At 66.9% G+C, this 19,868-nt stretch carries 20 protein-coding genes; 14 read left to right on the forward strand and 6 right to left on the reverse strand.

The genetic code is table 11. The features are described from left to right. Nucleotides 1-237: 237 nt before the first annotated feature. The 14 genes from GV161_RS23000 to GV161_RS23065 all read left to right on the forward strand — a co-directional run bounded on the left by GV161_RS23000 (nucleotide 238) and on the right by GV161_RS23065 (nucleotide 14,213). A complete protein-coding gene (locus tag GV161_RS23000; RefSeq protein WP_152013306.1) occupies nucleotides 238-903 on the forward strand; it encodes a glutathione S-transferase in 666 nt (221 codons plus the stop codon). After that, complete coding sequence (locus GV161_RS23005; protein WP_152013305.1) at nucleotides 900-2,069, forward strand: thiolase domain-containing protein; 1,170 nt, start codon at nucleotides 900-902, stop codon at nucleotides 2,067-2,069. Before GV161_RS23000 ends, GV161_RS23005 begins: the two co-directional genes overlap by 4 nt. Nucleotides 2,070-2,074: 5 nt before the next feature. Further along, nucleotides 2,075-2,461, forward strand: coding sequence for an OB-fold domain-containing protein (locus GV161_RS23010; RefSeq protein ID WP_152013304.1), 387 nt, complete (start codon nucleotides 2,075-2,077; stop codon nucleotides 2,459-2,461). A gap of 80 nt (nucleotides 2,462-2,541) precedes the next feature. Beyond that, a complete protein-coding gene (locus tag GV161_RS23015; RefSeq protein ID WP_152013303.1) occupies nucleotides 2,542-3,906 on the forward strand; it encodes an MmgE/PrpD family protein in 1,365 nt (454 codons plus the stop codon). Nucleotides 3,907-4,057: 151 nt separating this feature from the next. Continuing rightward, a complete protein-coding gene (locus GV161_RS23020) occupies nucleotides 4,058-4,849 on the forward strand; it encodes an enoyl-CoA hydratase/isomerase family protein (RefSeq protein ID WP_152013302.1) in 792 nt (263 codons plus the stop codon). Between the two features lie 19 nt (nucleotides 4,850-4,868). Beyond that, nucleotides 4,869-5,579 (forward strand): 3-oxoacid CoA-transferase subunit A, encoded by a 711-nt coding sequence (locus GV161_RS23025; RefSeq protein WP_152013301.1) that lies wholly within the window; start codon nucleotides 4,869-4,871, stop codon nucleotides 5,577-5,579. Next, entirely contained in the window at nucleotides 5,576-6,238 is a 663-nt protein-coding gene (locus tag GV161_RS23030; RefSeq protein ID WP_193219510.1) for a 3-oxoacid CoA-transferase subunit B, read from the forward strand. Before GV161_RS23025 ends, GV161_RS23030 begins: the two co-directional genes overlap by 4 nt. 24 nt (nucleotides 6,239-6,262) lie before the next feature. Beyond that, entirely contained in the window at nucleotides 6,263-7,420 is a 1,158-nt protein-coding gene (locus tag GV161_RS23035; protein WP_152013300.1) for an ABC transporter ATP-binding protein, read from the forward strand. 302 nt (nucleotides 7,421-7,722) lie between these two features. Beyond that, a complete protein-coding gene (locus GV161_RS23040; RefSeq protein ID WP_159650372.1) occupies nucleotides 7,723-8,538 on the forward strand; it encodes an alpha/beta hydrolase in 816 nt (271 codons plus the stop codon). A 239-nt stretch (nucleotides 8,539-8,777) separates the two neighbouring features. Then, nucleotides 8,778-10,322, forward strand: a complete 1,545-nt coding sequence (locus GV161_RS23045; protein WP_152013298.1) for an ABC transporter substrate-binding protein — start codon at nucleotides 8,778-8,780, stop codon at nucleotides 10,320-10,322. Between the two features lie 57 nt (nucleotides 10,323-10,379). Further along, nucleotides 10,380-11,297 carry an ABC transporter permease gene (locus GV161_RS23050; protein ID WP_152013297.1) on the forward strand — a complete coding sequence of 306 codons (918 nt, stop codon included), beginning with the start codon at nucleotides 10,380-10,382 and terminating at the stop codon, nucleotides 11,295-11,297. Further along, nucleotides 11,297-12,223, forward strand: a complete 927-nt coding sequence (locus GV161_RS23055; protein WP_152013296.1) for an ABC transporter permease — start codon at nucleotides 11,297-11,299, stop codon at nucleotides 12,221-12,223. Before GV161_RS23050 ends, GV161_RS23055 begins: the two co-directional genes overlap by 1 nt. A gap of 3 nt (nucleotides 12,224-12,226) precedes the next feature. Continuing rightward, nucleotides 12,227-13,246, forward strand: a complete 1,020-nt coding sequence (locus tag GV161_RS23060; protein WP_152013295.1) for an ABC transporter ATP-binding protein — start codon at nucleotides 12,227-12,229, stop codon at nucleotides 13,244-13,246. Between the two features lie 7 nt (nucleotides 13,247-13,253). Beyond that, nucleotides 13,254-14,213, forward strand: a complete 960-nt coding sequence (locus tag GV161_RS23065) for an oligopeptide/dipeptide ABC transporter ATP-binding protein (RefSeq protein ID WP_152013294.1) — start codon at nucleotides 13,254-13,256, stop codon at nucleotides 14,211-14,213. A gap of 41 nt (nucleotides 14,214-14,254) precedes the next feature. Here GV161_RS23065 and GV161_RS23070 read toward each other — a convergent pair whose 3' ends face one another. The 6 genes from GV161_RS23070 to GV161_RS23095 form a co-directional block, all read right to left on the reverse strand. Beyond that, nucleotides 14,255-14,656: a RidA family protein gene (locus GV161_RS23070; protein ID WP_159650373.1), complete on the reverse strand. Its 402-nt coding sequence runs from the start codon at nucleotides 14,654-14,656 to the stop codon at nucleotides 14,255-14,257. A 135-nt stretch (nucleotides 14,657-14,791) separates the two neighbouring features. Beyond that, a complete protein-coding gene (locus GV161_RS23075) occupies nucleotides 14,792-15,220 on the reverse strand; it encodes a lipocalin-like domain-containing protein (protein ID WP_152013292.1) in 429 nt (142 codons plus the stop codon). A gap of 42 nt (nucleotides 15,221-15,262) precedes the next feature. Beyond that, nucleotides 15,263-16,381: an NADH:flavin oxidoreductase/NADH oxidase gene (locus GV161_RS23080; RefSeq protein WP_152013291.1), complete on the reverse strand. Its 1,119-nt coding sequence runs from the start codon at nucleotides 16,379-16,381 to the stop codon at nucleotides 15,263-15,265. Then, nucleotides 16,381-17,877 (reverse strand): aldehyde dehydrogenase family protein, encoded by a 1,497-nt coding sequence (locus tag GV161_RS23085; RefSeq protein WP_152013290.1) that lies wholly within the window; start codon nucleotides 17,875-17,877, stop codon nucleotides 16,381-16,383. Before GV161_RS23085 ends, GV161_RS23080 begins: the two co-directional genes overlap by 1 nt. Nucleotides 17,878-17,958: 81 nt before the next feature. Next, the gene (locus GV161_RS23090) at nucleotides 17,959-18,837 is read right to left on the reverse strand and encodes a carbohydrate ABC transporter permease (protein ID WP_152013289.1); all 879 of its coding nucleotides are present in this window, start codon (nucleotides 18,835-18,837) and stop codon (nucleotides 17,959-17,961) included. A 10-nt stretch (nucleotides 18,838-18,847) separates the two neighbouring features. Further along, nucleotides 18,848-19,867, reverse strand: coding sequence for a sugar ABC transporter permease (locus GV161_RS23095; protein ID WP_152013288.1), 1,020 nt, complete (start codon nucleotides 19,865-19,867; stop codon nucleotides 18,848-18,850). Nucleotide 19,868: the final 1 nt, after the last annotated feature.

Consider the following 19,868-nt stretch of genomic DNA (forward strand, 5'->3'; position numbering starts at 1 on the left):
TCTCACACGCTTGATGATTCCTCACAGGTGGCCTCCCTTTTAGTCGATTGACGCTTTTGCGCTTTTCGCGTTGCTTGTGGGTCGCGGGCGATGATGGATCAAATCGCTTGGATCATCAACAGGATGAAGCATGTTTTGCCTCGGTTTCGAGCCGATTTCGATGCAGGTGCGAGCGCCGCGGCTAGATTCCGCGGCGGTTCCGTCTCATGTGATTTTTCCTGAGCCTGAGGCGGCCAAATGATGAGGCTTTTCTGGTCGCCACGCTCGCCTTTCGTTCGCAAGGTCCTGGTCGTCGTCCATGAGGTCGGCCTCGACGATGCGATTGAGCGCGTGCCGATGGTCATCCTCTCTACTCAGCCGAACGACACGCTGCTCGCGCTCAATCCGCTCGGCCAGATTCCGACGCTGGTCACCGAGGGCGGCGAGGCAATCTACGATTCCGTGGCGATCTGCCATTATCTCGACGTCGTGCGCGGCGATGGCCGGTTGCATCCGGCAGTCCCCGAGGCACGGACGGCCGCGCTGCGGCGCCAGGCGCTCGGCGACGGGCTCTCCTGGTTGTTGCTCAACTGGCTGGGCGAGCGCTCGCGTCGGCAGGGCGAGCAATCGGCGATGCGCATCGCCGCCGTGCACAAGAAGCTACCGCACATCTTCCGGGTGCTCGAGGCTGAGGCCGCCGCGGCGGATGCCGCGACCTTCGATGTCGGCCATGCCGCGATCGTCGCGGCGCTCGGCTATCTCGATTTCCGCTTCGCGCCGGATTTCCTCTGGCATGAGCGCTATCCGCGCCTGGCGCAATGGTGGCAGGCGGCGCAGCAGCGCCCCTCCGTCGCCGCGACGGTGCATTACGACGAACTCGCGACGGCCGGCTCCGCCCTGTCGCGCCAGAAGGGCAGGGCATGAGTGTCAACGGACAGGCCTATATCGTCGGCGCCTATGAGCATCCGCTGCGCAAGGCGCCGGACAAGTCGCTGGCGCAATTGCATGCCGAGGTCGCACTCGGCGCGCTCGCCGATGCCGGGCTGAGCAAGGACGATGTCGACGGCTATTTCTGCGGCGGCGACGTGCCGGGCACCGGCCCGTTCTCGATGGTCGACTATCTCAATCTCAAGGTCCGCCACGCCGATTCCACCAATATCGGCGGCGCCTCCTACATCCTGCACGTCAACCATGCGGCGCAGGCGATTGCCGCCGGGAAATGCGATGTGGCGCTGGTCACGCTCGCTGGCCGGCCGCGCAGCGAGGGCGTTCCCAAGGGCGGGCTGAAGCGGGCCGACAGCCCGGTCCAGCCGGACTATGCCTGGGAAACGCCCTTCGGCATGACGATCCTCAACGTCTACGCCATGTGTGCGATGCGCCACATGCACGAATTCGGCACGACCCCCGAGCAACTGGCCTGGGTCAAGGTCGCGGCCTCGCATCACGCGCAGCACAATCCCAACGCCATGCTGCGCGATCTCGTCACCGTCGACGACGTGCTGAACTCGACGCTGGTCGCCGACCCCCTGCACAAGCTCGATTGCTGCATCGTCTCGGATGGCGGCGGCGCCGTCATCGTCACCCGGCCCGAGATCGCCCGCCAACTGAAGCGCCCGCTGGTCAAGATCCGCGGCGCCGGCGAGGCGGTGAAGCACACCGCTGGCGGCGCGATCGATCTGACCTATTCGGCCGGCCGTTTCAGCGGCGCTGCGGCCTTCGCCGAGGCCGGATTGACGCCGGCCGACGTCAAATATGCCTCGGTCTATGACAGCTTCACCATCACCGTGATCGTGCAGCTCGAGGATCTCGGCTTCTGTGCCAAGGGCGAGGGCGGCCGCTTCGTCGCCGACGGCAACCTGATCGCCGGTGTCGGCCGCTTGCCGGTCAACACCGATGGCGGAGGCTTGTGCAACAACCATCCGTTCAATCGCGGCGGCATCACCAAGATCATCGAGGCCGTCCGGCAATTGCGCGGCGAGGCGCATCCGGCCGTCCAGGTCGCCAATTGCGACATCGCGCTGGCGCACGGCACCGGCGGCATGCTTGGCACCCGGCATGGCGGCGCCACCCTCATCATGGAGCGGGAGTGAGGCCCATGTCGGTTTTGCGTGAGGCGCTGGATCACCAGCCCGAGACCAGGGCGTTCTGGAGCGAGCTTGCCGAGGGCCGCTTCAAGCTGCGCCACTGCCGTGCCTGCGAGCGGGCGCACTGGTATCCGCGGGCGATCTGCCCGTATTGCGCCAGCCCGGAGACGGAATGGCGGGCGGCGAGCGGGCGGGGCACGATCTACTCCTACAGCATCGCCCGCACGGCGGCCGAGCCCTTCGCCATCGCCTATGTCACCCTCGCGGAGGGGCCGACCATGATGACCAATATCGTCGGCAGCGACTTCGGGGAGATCGCGATCGGCAGGCCCGTCGAGATCGCCTTCGGCCATGAGGCTGAAGACGGCATCACCTTGCCGGTGTTCAGGCTCGTCTGAGGCGCGCCTACGCCACACCGATTGGCGCCGCGTGCTCGATCACGCCGCGCGCGACCATAACGAGATCAGAGGAAACGACCATGCCGACAGCCCTGTCACGCGCGCTTGCCGGTTTCGCCTCCGGCCTGCGGTATGAGCACTTGCCGGCCCGGGCGATTGAGGCTGTCCGCATCGGCATGGCCGATACGGTCGGCGTCATGCTCTCCGGCATCGACATGCCGGTCTCCCGTCATGTCCTCGCCAGCCTCGGCACGCGCGGCGTCAAGAATGAGGCCCGCATCCAGCTCGGTACCGAGACAGCCTCGGTCGCCGATGCGACGCTGGTCAACGCTGTGACGACCAGCAGCGTCGTCTTCGACGACGTCGCCTTCGCCGGCTGCCATACCAGCACCGTGCTGATGCCGGCGCTGCTCGCCGAGGGCGAGCGGATCGGCGCCAGCGGCAGGCGGGTCATCCAGGCCTATGCCGCCGGCTACGAAGCCTGGGCGCGGCTCGCCGAGCGCGATCCCGACAGCTATTCGAGCAAGGGCTGGCACGCCACCGCATGCTTCGGTCCATTGGCCGTTGCCCTCGCCCTCGCTAATCTGCGCGGCTTCGACGAGGCGACGACGCTGCGCGCACTCGGCATCGCCGCCTCGATGTCGGGCGGCATCACCGCGAGCTTCGACACCGATGTCGGTCCGTTCCAGATCGGCCGTGGCGCCGCCGGTGGCGTGCTGGCGGTGCAGCTCGCCGAGGCCGGCATGTCGGCGCCGGCCGATGCGCTGGAACGCTCGGGGCGCGGCATGCTGGTCGCGCTCTCGCCCAAGGGCGCCGTCGATCTGGAGAGCCCGCTCGATGATCTTGGCAGTGCCTGGCGCCTCGAAAGCATCGGCATCAACGTCAAGCAGTACCCGTTCGGCAATATCGCGCAGCGAGCCGTGGACGGCGCGCTCGACCTTGCGAACGCGCATGACGTCAAGCCTCAGCAGGTCATGCGGGTCGAATTGCTGATCAGCGACGCCCAATACGCGGTGATCTCGAAATCGCCCTCGGTGCTGCATTTCGTGCCGTCGCACAGCGTGCCGCTGGCGGTCGTTGCGGCGCTGTTCGAGAAGCGCGTCACCTTCGATGCGCTGGAGGAGAGCTTCCACGGCCGCCCGGACGTCCAGGCGCTCCTGCAGAAGGTCGAGACCGTCGCCGACAGCCGCATCCCGGCTGACACCCAGCCCAATCTCGGCTTCAGCGGCGGCGTCCGGCTGCATCTCGCCGATGGCCGCGTGCTCGAAAGCCCCAGTGTCGATTACGCCCGCGGTCACTGGACGCGGCCGATGAGCGAGGCCGAACTCTGGCAGAAATTCTGGTCCTGCAGCAGCAAGCAGCTCGCCCAGCCGCAGGCGGAAAAGCTCTTCGCCAGCCTGATCAGGCTCGACGAGGTCGCGAATGTCGGAACGCTCAATCGTTGAGTGATCGCGATGATGAGCGGCCGCAAAGAGCGGCCGTATTGAGCTTTCGATTGAGGAAAGCTCATTCGACTGCGCGGTTAACTCGTTTGACCGGTGATGGCGCCGGTCCTACCTCGACTGCAGTCAGCGTTTGATCCGGCGGAGAGTCTGGATGGTCCCCGACACCCCATCGCTACAGTTCAGCCAGGCCGGTCATGTCGCCACCATCGTGCTCGACCGGCAGCCGGCGCTGAACGCGATCGACCCGGAGACGGGAGCGGCGCTCGTCACCTGCTTCGAGCATATCGCACGCGATGACGGCATCCGGGCCGTGGTCCTGACCGGAGCGGGCGAGCGGGCTTTCAGCGCTGGCGCCGATCTCAAGAAGACCGCCGAGGTCTCCGGCCCCTATGCGGCGCAGGCTTTCGCCGGCGGCGGCGATAGCAGCTTCGCCGCGGCGCTCGATTGCGAGAAGCCGTTGATCGCCGCGATCAATGGCTTGGCTCTCGGGGGTGGGCTGGAGTTCGCCTTGGCTTGCGACATCAGGCTGGCGGCGCCGCAGGCGCGCTTCGGCCTGCCGGAGGTCAAGGTCGGCACGATCCCGGGAGCCGGCGGCACGCAGCGTCTGCCGCGCAGCATCGGGCAGAGCGATGCGATGCTGATGCTGCTCTCGGGCGACATGATCGACGCACCGGAGGCGCTGCGCCTTGGGCTGATCAGCCGGATTGTTCCTGCGCCGGATCTGCTGGCGGAAGCGCAAGCGCTTGCCGCCAGGATCGCGGCGAATGCGCCGCTCTCGGTCCGGGCGGTCAAGCGCCTCGTCCGCAGCGGCGGCGAACTGCCATTGCCCGAGGCGCTGCGGTTGGAGCGGCTGGTCTGGGGCATGCTGCGCGATACGCAGGACAGGGCTGAAGGCCGGCGCGCCTTCGCCGAGAAACGCCCGCCCGTCTTCACCGGGCGCTGAGACTGGAAACGAGAGGCCTATGATCGACAAGCAGGTTCCCGATATGGCCGCGGCGCTGGCTGATATAGGCGACGGCGCCTCCGTCCTCGTGGGCGGCTTCGGCGCGGTCGGCCAGCCCAATGCACTGATCGACGCGCTGGCGCTGAGCGGCGTGCGCAATCTGACGGTGATCGCCAATAATGCCGGCTTCGAACCGCAGACCGGGCTCGGCAAGCTGATCGGCAGCGGCGCGGTGTCTAAGTTGATCTGTAGCTTCCCGCGCGGCTCGACCGCCTTCGATGCGCGCTATGAGAAGGGCGAGATCGAGCTCGAGGTTGTGCCGCAGGGCACGCTGGCCGAGCGGATCAGGGCAGCCGGCGCCGGGGTCGGCGCCTTCTACACCCCGACCGGCGCGGGCACGCGCCTCGCCGAGGGCAAGGAGACCCGCAACATCGGCGGGCGCGATCATGTCCTCGAATACGCGCTTGGCGCCGATGTCGCGCTGATCCAGGCCTATACCGCCGATCGCTGGGGCAACCTGACCTACAAGGGCAGCGGCCGGAACTTCAATCCGATCATGGCGATGGCGGGCAGGCTCACCATTGTCCAGGTCGCCAGCATCGCCCCGCTCGGCGAACTCGATCCCAACATCATTGTCACCCCCGGCATCTTCGTGAACCGCGTGCTGACGGTCGCAGGCGGCGATCCGCCCTTGGCGACGACATCAGCCAGCAAGGAGGGCGCCCGATGACTGCCGCGCTGGATCACACCCCGTTCAGCCGCAAGGAGATGGCTGGTCTCGTCGCGAACGACATCGCCGAGGGCTGGTACGTCAATCTCGGCATCGGCCTGCCGACCCTGGTTGCCGACCACATCCCCGCCGGGCGCGAGGTCGTGCTGCATTCGGAGAACGGCATTCTCGGCATGGGGCCGGTGCCCGGCCCGAACGAGGCCGATCCCTGGCTGGTCAATGCCGGCAAGGAGAACGTCACCTTGGTGGCGGGCGCTGCGCTCTTTCACCATGCCGACAGCTTCGCGATGATCCGCGGCGGCCATATCGACCTTTGCGTCCTCGGCGCCTTCGAGATCGCCGAGACCGGCGACCTCGCCAACTGGTCGACCTCCGGCAGTGATCGCACGCCGGCGGTCGGCGGGGCCATGGACCTCGCCGCCGGCGCCCGCAATGTCTGGGTGATGACCACCCATGTCACCAAGGCGGGCGAGCCCAAGCTCGTGCGGCAATGCCGCTATCCCCTGACCGCGGCGAAGGCGGTGAACCGCATCTACTCGGATCTCGCGGTCATCGACTTGACCGAGGGCGGCTTCGTGGTGCGCGCGATGGCGCCGGGGATGACGCAAGGCAGATTGCAGGAATTGACCGACGCGCCCCTCACATTTTCGCTGAGGTGAATGCGTGTCGCGGGAGGACAGACAATGACGGCGGACACCACCGCAGCGATCGAGGTTCGGGGCCTCGAAAAGATTTTCTTCAACACGCAGGACGGCCCGGCCGGCGGCGTTCGCGATGTCGCCTTCACGCTCAAGCCCGGCACCTTCTTCACGTTGCTCGGGCCGAGCGGCTGCGGCAAGACCACGACCCTGCGCTGCATCGCCGGGCTGGAGCAGCCCGATCGCGGCCTGATCCGCGTCGGCACCCAGCCGCTCTTCGACGATACCGCCGGCGTCAACGTGCCGCTCAACCGGCGCAATATCGGCATGGTCTTCCAGTCCTATGCGATCTGGCCGCATATGAGCGTGTTCGAGAACGTCGCCTTCCCCTTGCGCGTCTCGAAGGACCACGGCTTCGACCGCTCGCAGATCGAGCGGATGACCAATGATGCGCTGAAGCGGGTCGGCCTCGACGGCTATGGCAGCCGCTCGGCGACGCGCCTCTCCGGCGGCCAGCAGCAGCGCGTCGCGCTCGCCCGCGCCATCGTGCGCCAGCCGAAGCTGCTGCTGCTCGACGAGCCGCTCTCCAATCTCGACGCGACCTTGCGCGAGGAGATGCGCACTGAGCTGAAGCGGCTGCAGCAAGAGGTCGGCGTCACCACCATCTACGTCACGCATGACCAGGCCGAGGCGCTGGAAATGTCCGATCTCGTCGCGGTCATGGATCGCGGCCGGATTGTCCAGCTCGATCATCCGCGCGAGGTCTATTTCCGCCCGGCCAATCGTTTCGTCGCTGGCTTCGTCGGCGCGACCAACCTGCTCGACGGCATGCTCGTCGCGCCGCCCGACAGCCACGGCATCGCCAGGGTCAGCCTGGGCGTTGCCGGTGAGGTCGGCTGCGTGCTGCAGCGCGTCGGCGTTGCGGTAGGCCAGCCGGTCGCCGTCTCGATCAGGCCCGAGGCTTTCATGCTGCGGAGGCCGCAGGAGCCGGTAGCGGAGGGGGCGAGCCGGCTCACCGGCACGGTCGAGGTCTCCGGCTTCCTCGGCAACATGATGCGCTATCGCGTTCGGGTGGCCGGGGGCGTGCTCCAGGTCAGCGCCGGCGCCGAGACGGTGTTCGGCAACGGCACCGCGGTTTGCCTCGACGTGCGCGACGAGGCGGCGCTGGGCCTTGCCTCGGACGTCACGGCGGAGGCGGCCTGAGCCCGTGATCTGCCGGTATTGAAATGGCAGAGTTGCTTTCCTGGTTTGAGTTTTGATCGTTTTTCGATGAGAAAATTGACATGGATGGAGAGTAAATAATCTGCGTTGATTGCCTTCGTGATTGTCATAACAAGAAGAGGGTGGTCATGAATTCTGACGACAAAGCTGCTTCTGCCGACGCCTTGCAAGGTCACGAGCCTGATCGGCGAAGGCTTCTGCGAGCCGGCGCCGCCCTTGGCCTGGCTGCCTTCGCGTTCTCACAAGCGAGCGGCGCCAGCGCTGCTCCGCCCGCCGATCAGGGCGTGAAGCCGGTACCGCTCCCGGCTCCGATCAAGGCGACCGAGGGTCTGGTCGAGGTCGGGGACGGGCACAGCCTCTGGTATTTCGATACGGGCGGCACCGGCGTCCCGGTGATCTTCCTGCATGCGGGGACGGGCAGCGGGCTGGTCTGGCTCTACCAGACGCCGGTCTTCGCCAAGGCGGGCTATCGCGTCATCGGCTATTCCCGGCGCGGCTATCACGGCTCGGTCGTCGGCGATCCCGCCAAGCCCGGCACCGGGGCCGGCGACCTGCTCAAGCTGGTCGACCATCTCAAGCTGACGAAATTCCATCTCGTCGGTTCGGCGGCCGGCGGCATGGTCGCGACCGATTTCGCCGTGTCGCATCCGCAGCGACTGCGCAGCCTCGTGCTCTCCAACACGATCGTCGGCATCCGCGATGAGGATTACCGGGCAATCTACAAGCTGATCTGGCCGAAGGAGTTCGATGCCCTGCCGCACGACTTCAAGGAGCTCGGCCCGTCCTATCGCCATCTCGATCAGGAGGGCCGCCGCCTCTGGAACGAGCTGGAGCACAAGGCGAAGACGGGGAAGATGGAGAGCCAGGCCTACGAGAACAACGTCACCTGGACGTCGATCGCGGCCTGGCGCATGCCGGTGCTGGTGGTGACCGGCGATGGCGATCTCTACACGCCGCCCTCGATGGCACGCCTCGTCCATTCCCGCATCCAGGGCGCCGAGTTCAGTCTCATCCCCGATTGTGGCCACTCCGCTTATTGGGAACGCCCGGAGATCTGGAACGAGCTGGTGTTGGGTTTCATCGGCAAGCACAGCGCCTGAGCGTCAAAAGGTCACCTCGGGAGTCGGGACGATCCTGGCTCCCGAGACACGGTTAGTTTCGGGGTGTCGCGGGTCTGCGTCTCGCTATTGTCGCTGATATGGCAATTTTTTGAATTTGATTTGGCTGCAACAGCAATCTCAATTGACATATTAAACGGAAAGCGCAAAATCCTAGGAATGGCGCCTGCGGCCCGCTGAGGCCTCGACAAGAATGCAGAGCGCCGCGAGGGAGAATCGCGATGTTCAAACGCTCGATGGCGGCGTTCGTCGGAAGTGTTCTGGCCTGTGCAGCGTTCACGACCCCGGCGACAGCCGGGAAAGGCGACGACACGCTGACCTGGGCGACGTCGACCGAGATCGACACCTTCGACATCTATTATCAGGGTCTGCGTGAAGTGGTCATCGCGACCATGTTCAATTGCGACTCCCTGTTCCATCGCGATCCCGCCAGCGGCGAATACAAGCCGCTTCTGGCCTCGTCCTATCGCTGGGTCGACGATGTCACGCTTGAGGTCGAGCTGCGCAAGGGCATCAAGTTCCATGACGGCACCGAGCTCGACGCCGAGGACGTCGTCTCGACCTTCCGCCATGTGATGCCGGCCGATAGCGGCATCAATGTCCGCCTCGCGATCGACTGGATCAAGTCGGTCGAGGCCGTCGATCCCTATAAGGTCCGCTTCATCGCCAAGGCGCCGACGCCGGCTGCGCTCGAATTCCTCTCAGGCAACACCGCGATCTACCCGTCCGGCCATTACGACAAGGCGCCAGTCGTCAGCGCTGCCGGTGGCAAGACCCGGCGCGACTGGGGCGCGGTCCGGCCGGTCTGCACCGGCCCCTACATCATGAAGGACTTCAAGGCCGGCCAGTCCGCCACCTTCGTGAGGAACCCCGATTACTTCAAGGAGAGCCCGAAAGGGCAGCCGAAGATCGGCAAGATCGTCTACCGCACCATCGCTGACAATGAGGCACAGCTCGCCGAGCTGCTCGCCGGCACCGTCGACTGGATCTGGGGTGTGCCGCCCGAGAACGTGTCGCAGCTCTCCGCCATGGGCGTCACCGTCAAGACCGCGCCGACGACGCGGATGTCCTTCCTGCTGTTCGACGCCGCCGGGCGCTCGGGCGACACGCCGCTTAGGGATGTTCGGGTCCGCCAGGCGATCTTCCATGCCATCGACCGGGAGGCGGTCGCGAAGCTCGTCGGCAACTCGGCCGAGGTGCTGAAGTCGATGTGCTATCCGACGCAGGTCGGCTGCACCGCCGACGTCACCCAGCACGCCTATGATCCGGCCAAGGCCAAGGCGCTGTTGGCCGAGGCCGGCTATGCCAAGGGTCTCAAGCTTCCCTTCTATGCCTATCGCGACAAATCCTATTCGGAGGCGGTACTCGCCTACCTGCGCGCCGTCGGCATCGAGCCCGATTTCCGCTTCATCCAGAATGTCGCGCTGCGGCCGTTGATCATCGGCGGCAAGGCCGAGCTCGCGCATCTGACCTGGGGCTCGCAGGGCATGCAGGACGCCTCCGCCTCGGTTAGCCTCTATTTCAAGTTCGGTGCCGATGACTATGCCCGCGATGCCGAGGTCAAGGACCTGCTCGACAAGGCCGACAGCACCATGGACCCGGCGCAGCGCCGCGCGCTCTACGCCAAGGCCCTGGAGCGGATCAATGCCCAGGCCTATGGCGTGCCGCTCTTCGCCTATGGCCGGGCCTACGCTTACACCAAGGATCTCGACTATCCGGTGACCCCGGACGAGCTCGCCCATTTCTATCTGGCGCGCTGGAAGTAGCTGGCATCAGGCTGGGCGACCGGCTGCGGCCGGCCGCCTCGCCGCACGGAGTGCGGAATGGGTTCCTTCGTCCTGAAGCGGTTGCTGGTCACCGTCCTCGTCCTGATCGTTGTCTCGATCATCTCCTTCTCGCTCGTCCATCTCTCCGGAGATCCGGCGGTGGCGATGGCGGGCGAACGCGCCTCGCCCGAGCAGATCGCCGAGATCCGCAAAGCCTATGGCTATGACCGGCCGTTCCATGAGCAGTATCTTAACTGGGTCGGCCGCTTCGTCAGCGGCGATTTCGGCCGCTCCACCTATCTCAAGGAAGATGTCGGCCCGGTCCTGGCGCGGCATATCCCGATCACTGCGACGCTCGGCGTGCTGGCGCTCGCCTTCGCGTTGCTGGTCGCGGTGCCGCTCGGCGTCATCGCCGCGCTCTGGCCCAACACGATCATCGACCGGATCGCGCTGGTGCTGGCGGTGGCCGGGCAGGCGATGCCGTCCTTCCTGTCCTCGCTGGCGCTGATCTACGGCTTCGGCGTCATGCTGCGCTGGCTGCCGGTCTCAGGCACGGCGACATGGCAGCACTACATCCTGCCGGCGGTTGCGCTTGGTTATTACGCGGCGCCGGCGATCATGCGGCTGACCCGCTCCGGCATGATGGATGTGCTGAAATCCGACCATGTCCGCACTGCGCGCGCCTATGGCCTCAGCCCCTGGCGCGTCGTGCTACGCCATGGCCTGCGCCATGCGATCATCCCGGTGGTGGCAGTCGCGACCGTGCAGTTCGGCTACATGCTCGGCGGCTCGGTCGTGGTCGAGGCGGTGTTCTCGATGAACGGGCTCGGCAATCTCGCCTGGCTCTCGATCCGCCGCTACGACGTTGAGGTCATCCAGGCGATCCTGCTCGTGATCGCGGCGACCTATGCGGTGCTGACGCTCGCGGCCGATCTCCTGAACGCCGCCCTCGACCCCCGGATCCGGACGAGCTGATGGCCGATACCAGCCTCATCGACGGCGCATCGGCGCCAGTGTCCGCAGCGCCTTCGGCAAAGCCGATGCTGACGCCGGGCCAGATCGCGCTCAGGCGCATGGCCCACCATCCCGGCTTCTGGTTCGGCGGGGTCGTGCTCGGCGTCTTCGTGCTGGCCGCAATCGCCGCTCCTTTGCTGACGCCCTACGACCCCGGTACGCAGGATCTCGCGCGTCGGCTGGCGGCGCCGGTCTGGAGCAGCGCCGGCAGCTGGCAGCATCCGCTCGGCACCGACCATCTCGGCCGCGACTATCTCGCACTGCTGCTCTATGGCGCCCGCATCTCGCTCTTCGTCGGCTTCGCCACCGTGCTGATCTCTGGCCTGATCGGCACGGTGCTCGGCGTTGCCGCCGGCTATTGGGGCGGGCGGGTCGATCTCTTCGTCAATTTCCTGCTGACCGTCCGCCTGACGCTGCCGGTCGTGCTCGTCGCGCTCGTCGCCGTCGCGGTGCTCGGCCAATCGCTGCCCTTGCTGGTGCTCGTGATCGGCGGCCTGCTCTGGGACCGGTTGGTGATCGTGACGCGGACCGCGACGCAGCAGCTGGTCGGGCGAGAATTCGTCACCGCCGCGCGCGCCATCGGCAGCTCGACGCCGCGCATCCTGCTGCGCGAGATCCTGCCGAACATCACCAGCGCGCTGATCGTCGTCGGCACGCTGGAGCTCGCCCGCGCGATCCTGATGGAGGCGACGCTGACCTTCCTCGGGCTCGGCATCCAGCCGCCGCTGACCTCCTGGGGGCTGATGATTTCCGAGGCGAAGAGCCAATTCCTGTTCCGGCCCTGGCTGATCGCCATTCCCGGCACGGCGCTGATCCTGCTGATCCTGGCGATCAACATCCTCGGCGATGCGTTGCGCGACGTCCTCTCGCCCGAGGGGAGGGCCTGAGCCGTGGCACCCTTGCTCGAAATCCGCAATCTCAGCCTGGAAATCCCTGTCAATGATGGGCTGCTGCGCCCGATCCGCAGCGTCGACCTCACCGTCGAGCGCGGCGAGACCGTCGCCATCGTTGGCGAATCCGGCTGCGGCAAGAGCCTGACCTCGCTCGCGGTGATGGGCCTGCAGCCGCAGAACGCGCGGCTCTCCGCCGAGCGCCTGGCCTTCCAGGGTGAGACACTGCTCGGGCTCGACCGGCGGCGCTGGCAGGCGATCCGCGGCAAGCGCATCGCGATGATCTTCCAGGACCCGATGACGGCCTTCGATCCCTGCTATCGCATGGGCGACCAGATGGCCGAGATCCTGCGCCAGCATCGCCGGGTGTCGCGGGGCGAGGCGCGCGCGCGGATCGTCGCCCTGCTCAAGCGGGTCGGCGTGCCGGCGCCGGAAGATCGGCTCGACCAGTTCCCGCACCAGCTCTCGGGTGGGCTGCGCCAGCGCATGATGATCGCGACAGCCTTGCTCTGCGAGCCCGAGCTGATCATCGCCGATGAGCCGACGACCGCGCTCGACGTCACCATCCAGGCGCAGATCCTGCGGCTCCTCGCTGATGTGCAGAAGGAGACCGGCGTCGGGCTGATCCTGGTCACGCACGATATCGGCGTCGTCGCCGGCCTCGCCGACCGGGTGGTGGTGATGTATGGCGGCGAAGTCGTCGAGAGCGGCACCACCGACGAGGTGCTCGGCAGCCCGCGCCATCCCTACACCGCCGGGCTGATGCGCTCGATCCCGGTGCCGGGGCGGACGCGTCGCGGCCAGTCGCTCGGGCATATCCCGGGCCTCGTTCCGCGCCCGATCGCGCCGCTGACCGCCTGCGGCTTCCTTGATCGCTGCGAATTCCGCCACGAGGCCTGTGGGGCGGCGCCGATTCCCCTGCGTGGCGGCGCTGGTGGGCGCCAATTGCGCTGCCTCCTGCCGATCGAGACACCGCGCCAGCCGGCCGAGCCGCTCGCCGCCGCGACGGCCATTGCATGAGGGCAAGATGAGCCTGCTCGAAGTCACCGGCGCGACGCGCCACTATCAGGTCAGCGCCGGCCTGCGCCGCGGGCGGGTGCTGCAGGCCGTGCGCGGCATCGACCTCGCGGTCGAGGAGGGCGAGATCCTCGCCATCGTCGGCGAGTCCGGCTGCGGCAAGAGCACGCTCGCCCGGCTCCTGCTCGGCATCGAGGAGCCGAGTTCGGGCAGCATCACGGTCGGCGGCAAGCCGATCGGAGCCTATGGCCGAGTCGAGCGGGCCAAGCTGATCCAGCCGATCTTCCAGGACCCGTATTCCTCGCTCAATCCGCGCACGACGGTGGGAGGTGCGATCGCCGCTCCGCTCGAAGTCCGGGGCGTCGGCAATGGCCGCTCGCGCCTCGCGGCGGTCCACGAGATCATGGATGCCGTCGGTCTGGCGCGCTATCTCGCCGGCGCCTATCCGAGCCAGCTCTCGGGCGGGCAGCGCCAGCGCGTCGCCATCGCCCGCGCTTTGATCGGCGAGCCCAAGATCCTGATCTGCGACGAGCCAACCTCGGCGCTCGACGTCTCCGTGCAGTCGCAGATCCTCAACCTGCTCGCCCGCCTGCATCGCAGCTTCCGGCTGACCATCGTGCTGATCAGCCACAACCTTGCCGTGGTCGGTCATCTCGCCGACCGGGTCGCGGTGATGTATCTCGGCAAGGTCGTCGAGGCCGGGCCGACCGAGGCGGTCTTCGCCGAGCCGCGCCATCCCTATACGCGCGAGCTGATGCAGGCGATCCTGCCGCCAGAGCCGGGCCGCGGCCTGCCCGAGCTGCATCTCAAGGGCGAGTTCCCGAGCCCGCTCGCGCCGCCGGCCGGCTGCGCTTTCCACCCCCGCTGCGTCCGCGCGAGCGCCGCCTGCCGCGAGGCTGTGCCCGAGCTCGCCGGGGGCGAACGCCTCGTCGCTTGCCATTACCCCTTGCGCGAGCCCGTCCACGCCTGACGGCGGAGCAACCCTTCGTCGCCCCGCCATCGGCTATTAGATCAATCCCGCTTGGCGGCGGTGAGATCGGCTTCGATCAGCCACTCCGACAGAGCGAGCCCGGCGACGACGACTGCGGTCGTGGCCGGCGGATTGCCCTTGAAATAGCGGTTGCGGATATTGGCGTAGGTGATGATGTCGGCCGGCTTCAGGCAGAAGGCGGTGATCTTCACGACATCGGTGAAGTCCATGCCGGCCGAGGCGAGGATCGCCTCGAAGTTCGCCATCAACTGCTCGACCTGTTCCTCCAGCGTCGCTGGTAGCGAGCCGTCGCGGCGCACGCCGACCTGGCCGGCGACATAAAGCTGGCGGCTGTTCTTCGGGACCTCGACACCATGGGCGTAGAGGTTCTGCGTCGGCGGCGCGACGGCATCGGGGTTGTGACGAAGGTTGGCGGAGGTCATCGTTCGTCTCCTGTCGTTTTGCGAAAAGCCGATGCATGCGCCGCAGCACACGCGCAGCAGCGATCGATCGCCCTGGCGGAGCATCGGATCCGCCGGGGCGTGGCTCAGTGAGTTGTCAGGCTGCTCAGCGCGGGATCAGCGCACGCGATCCCAGATCAGCGTCGAGATCGTCAGCCGGCCGTCCCAGGGGCTGTGCGAGGGGCCGGCGATGATGATCAGGATGTCGCCTTCGAGCTTGTAGCGGCGGACCTGGTCGGTGCCGGACCAGGCCTCGTTCCAGGAGACCTCGACATGGTGGGTCACGGTCTCGCCGGAAACCGAGTAATGGCCGGCATAGGCGGTCAGGCCCTTGAACAGGCCGAGCGCCTCCTCGTCGGTCGGGCCGAGACCCTTGGGCGGCGCCCGTTCCTCAGGCGCGTTGATGATCGAGAAGCGGCGGTCGCTGGTGTAGGTCAGCAGCCCCTGCGGCTTGTCGCCCCGCGGATAGAGCACCTCGCCGGTCTCCGGCAGCTCCTGCCGGTGCGATTTCAGCCGCCAGGTCGAGATCAGGGCCTCAAGGATCATGTCGGTCTCCGCAACAGGATGAATGTGAGATGGCGGCCGGGATCAGCCGGCGGCATGGGCATGCGGGCGCAAGGTCGCGCCCTTCCAGAGCGAGGGATCGGCACCCCGGTATTGCGGCGGATAGGTGAGCTCGGCACCGAGCGTCTCGGCTGCGTGCCAAACCCAGCGCGGATCATCGAGGAAGCCGCGTGCCAGCGCGACCATGTCGACCTGTCCCGACGCGACCGCTTCCTCCGCCATGCGCGGATCGACGATCAGCCCGACGGCCTGGGTGACGAGCCCGGTCGCCTTGCGCAAAGCTGCGGCGAGCGGCAGCAGATAGCCCGGCCAGGAGATGATCTTCTGCGCGCCGGAAAGGCTGCCGCGCGACAGGCAGACATAGTCGAAGCCGATCGCCTTGAGCTCGCGCGCATAGGCGATCGTCTCGGCGAGGGAGGCTGCATCGGTCGCATCCTCGGCATCGAGCCTGGCGCCCAGCGCCTTCCGGGCGGGCCAGGCCTCGCGCAGCCGCCGCGCCACCGCGAGCGGGAAGCGCATGCGGTTCTCGAGCGAGCCGCCATAGCCGTCCTGCCGCCGGTTGCTCTGCGCCGACAGGAAGGAGTGCAGGAGATAGCCATGGGCGCAGTGGTATTCGACCACATCGAAGCCGATGCGGTCGGCCCGTTTCGCCGCATCGACGAAGGCCGCGGCGATGCGCTCCATGCCGGTCTCGTCGAGCGCTTCCGGCACGGCGCGCTTGCCGTCATAGGGCAGGGCGCTCGGGCCGCAGATCGGCCAGCCGCCTTCCTCGGGCTTCAGGCCATGGCCGCCATCCCAGGGCATGTGACAGGAGCCCTTGCGCCCGGCATGGCCGAGCTGGATGCCGAGCGGCATGTCGCCGCCGGCATAGCGCAGCATCGCGACCACGCGGGCGAGCGCCCCCTCCTGCGCATCGGAATAGAGCGCAAGACAGAGCGGCGAGATCCGCCCGGCCGGCTCCACCGCCGTCGCCTCCAGCAGGAGGAGACCAGCGCGCGACATGGCGAACTGGCCGAGATGGGCCATGTGCCAGTCCGAGGCCGCGCCATCGGGCGCGCTGTACTGGCACATCGGCGAGATGACCACGCGGTTGGGGAAGGTGACCCCCGCGAGCGTGATCGGCGAGAACAGCTTGCTCGTCATCAGGCGGTCCGCAGCCAGACCGACTTCACGTTCAGATAGTCGTTGAACTGCTGCACGCCGGATTCGCGGCCATAGCCGCTGCGCTTGTAGCCGCCGAAGGGCATCGCCGGATCCATCATCTGGTAGCAGTTGATCCAGACCGAGCCGGCGCGGATCGCCTTGGCGAGATAGTGCGCCTTGCGCACATCATTGGTCCAGACGCCGCTGCCGAGCCCGTACATGGTGTTGTTGGCCCGGCGCGCGACCTCCTCCAGATCGCTGAAGGGCAGGCTCGACACCACTGGTCCGAAGATCTCTTCCTGTGCAATCCGCATCTCGTCGCGGACGCCGGCGAAGACGGTCGGCGGGATGAAATAGCCGTTGGCGAGCTCGTCCTCGGTCAGCCGGCGCCCGCCGGAAAGGAGCTTGGCTCCCTCCTGCTGGCCGATGTCGAGATAGCTGGAGACGCGGCTGAGCTGTTGTTCGGAGACCAGCGGCCCGATCTGCACCTCGGGGTCGAGGCTGTTGCCGACCTTCAGCGTCCGGCTGAAAGCGGCGACGCGCTCCATGAACTCGTCATAGATCTTGTCCTCGACGAAGAGGCGCGTGCCGGCGCTGCAGACCTGGCCGGAATTGCCGAAGCAGCCCATGGCGGCGCCGGGTACGGCGAGGTCGAGATCGACGTCGGCGAAGACGATGTCGGGCGACTTGCCGCCGAGCTCGAGCGTGACGCGCTTGAGATTGCCGACCGAGGCCTGGACGATCTTCTGCCCGGTCTCGAAGGAGCCGGTGAAGGCGATCTTGTCGACATCGGGATGGCCTGCGAGCGCCGCGCCCGCGGTCTCGCCGAAGCCGGTGACGATGTTGACGACGCCATCGGGCAGGCCGGCTTCGAGCAGGAGCTCGCCCATACGCAGGGCCGAGAGCGGCGATTCCTCGGCCGGCTTCAGCACGGCGGTGCAGCCGGTGGCGAGGACCGGGCCGATCTTCCAGATCCAGGAGACCAGCGGGCCGTTCCACGGCGTGATCGCGCCGACGACGCCGACCGGCTCCTTCAGCGTATAGGTGACGAAGTCGCCGGGCATGGAGTTGTCGACCGTCTCGCCATGCAGCGCCGTCGCCATGCCGGCATAATAGCGCAGCAGGCCGAGCAGGCGCCGGCGCGAGGCGCGGGTGCGGCTGATCGGGGCACCCATGTCGAGCGTGTCGATCAGCGAGAGCTCGTCGAAATGCTTGTCGACGAGATCGGCGAGTTTGAGGATGATCTGCTGGCGATCAAAGGGCTTGAACTTGCGCCACGGGCCGTCGAAGGCGCGCCGGGCCGCCGCGACGGCGGCGTCGATGTCCTCGCGATCGCCTTCGGCGACGCGGGCCAGCACCTGTCCGGTGGACGGGTCGATCGTCTCGAAGGTCTTGCCGGAGGCGGCCTCGACCCAGCGGCCGTCGATCAGCAGTTTCTTGGGGCCGCCTTCGAGGAAGGCGAGGTGCATGTCGGGCTTTCTTGGCACGATCGTCATCGGATCTGTCCTTTCGCGGATGCGCGGTTTTGAAAGGCCTGTCGGCGCGTCTTGCGAGCGACAGGCGGTCTCAGGGAACGATCAGCCCTTCACCGACCCGGCGGTGAGCCCCTGGACCATGTACCGTTGGAAGACGAGGGCGAGGATCACGGCCGGAATGGCCGAGAGGAAGCCCGAGGCGGCGATCACCGAGTAGTCGATATTGGCCTGGCCGAGCATGCCGGCGACGGTCGGCGGCAAGGTCGTGGTGCCCGGTTTCGAATTCAGCACCTGCGCCACCAGGAACTCGTTCCAGCACAGCACGAAGGTGAAGGCGCCGGCGGCGACTAGGCCGGGTCCCGAGATCGGCAGGATGACCTTCACGAAGGCCTGCAGGCGTGAGCAGCCATCGACCAGCGCGCTCTCCTCGAGCTCGCGCGGGATGGTCTCGAAATAGGATTTCAGAATCCAGATCGTGAAGGGGAAGGTGAAGGAGCAATAGGCCAGCACGAGCCCGCTCAGCGTGTTCTGCAGGCCGAGCTGGCGCATGATCAGGAACAGCGCCGGCATCAGCACGACCACCGGCAGCATCCGGGTGAACAGGATGGCGTAGAGCGTGATCTTCATCACCGGATGCTGGAAGCGCGCATAGGCGTAGCCGGCGCCGCTGCCGAGCACGATGTTGAGCGCGGTGACGATCAGCGTGACGACGACGCTGTTGCCGAGCGAGGGCAGGATCTGCGCCGACTGGTGCTGGGCGTGGAATTCGACCAGCCCGAAGATCTTGGCGTAGTTGGCAAAGCTCGGATTCGGCGGGAAGAGCGGCATCGGCCGGGCAAGCAGGTCGCGCTGCTCGCTGATGCTGCTGATGAACAGCCAGAGGAACGGCCCGATCAGCCAGAGTGCGACCAGCGTGACGAGGCCGTAGAGACCCAGCACCGGCCAGAGCTTGCTGTGGTTGCGCGCAATGACGGTCGGCATGGCGCGCCTCCTACTCGCTCTGGAATTTCGACAGGATGAGGCGGTGGTAGATCACCGTCAGCCCGACGCAGATCAGCGTCAGCGTGAACAGGATCGCCGTGCCCGGCCCGAACTTGAAGAAGCTGAATGCGGTGCGGTAGCCGAGCCAGGTCACCGTGGTGGTGTCGTTGCCGGGGCCGCCCGAGGTCATCACATAGATCAGGTCGAGCATGAGGAAGCCGTTGACGGTCGCCAGCACCAGCACGAGGAACATCATCGGCCGCAGTGAGGGCAGGGTGATGTGCCAGAGCTTGCGCCAGAAGCCGGCGCCGTCGACGGAGGCCGCGTGGTAGAGGTCCTGCGGGATCGACTGCAGCCCGGCCAGGAACAGGATCGTCGCGAACGGCGCCTGGTTCCAGACATAGACGACGATCAGCACGTTGAGCGCCGTGAAGCCGTCGCTGAAGAAGGACAAATAGTGGTCGATCAGGCCTAGGCGGTAGAGGATGCCGTTGATCGCGCCGAAATCGGCATCGAGCATGCCGAGCCAGAGGATGCCGACGGCGATGCGCGACATCGACCATGGCACCAGCAGCATCGCCCGCATCAGCCCGCGCCCGGCGAATTGGGCATTGAGCACCAGCGCCATGGCAAGGCCGATCACCACCGCCTCGATCACGAAGAGCGCGACGAAATAGACTGTGCGCAGCAGCGCCTGCCAGTAGAGCGGGTCGGACAGCACCTTGCTGTAGTTGGCGAGCCCCGTGAAGCGGTAGAGCGGCAGCCGCATGCCGAAGAGGGTGATCGCCGTGCCGCCCGGCCGCAGCAGGTCGACCTCGGCGAAGCTTAGCCAGACAGAATAGACCAGCGGCAGGAAGACGATCAGCAGGATCACCAGCAATGCCGGCGAAACCAGCATCGCCGCGAACCAGCCCTCTGACTGGACAGCCTGCCGGTCCTTGCGCGCGAACCAGCGGGTTCGCGCCGGGCCGGAGGCCGAAGCCTCCGGCTGGAGCGTAAGGTCGGGCCGGCCGGGGTCGAGCGCGGTCATG

This window comes from Bosea sp. 29B (assembly GCF_902506165.1).
Classification (GTDB): Bacteria; Pseudomonadota; Alphaproteobacteria; order Rhizobiales; family Beijerinckiaceae; genus Allobosea.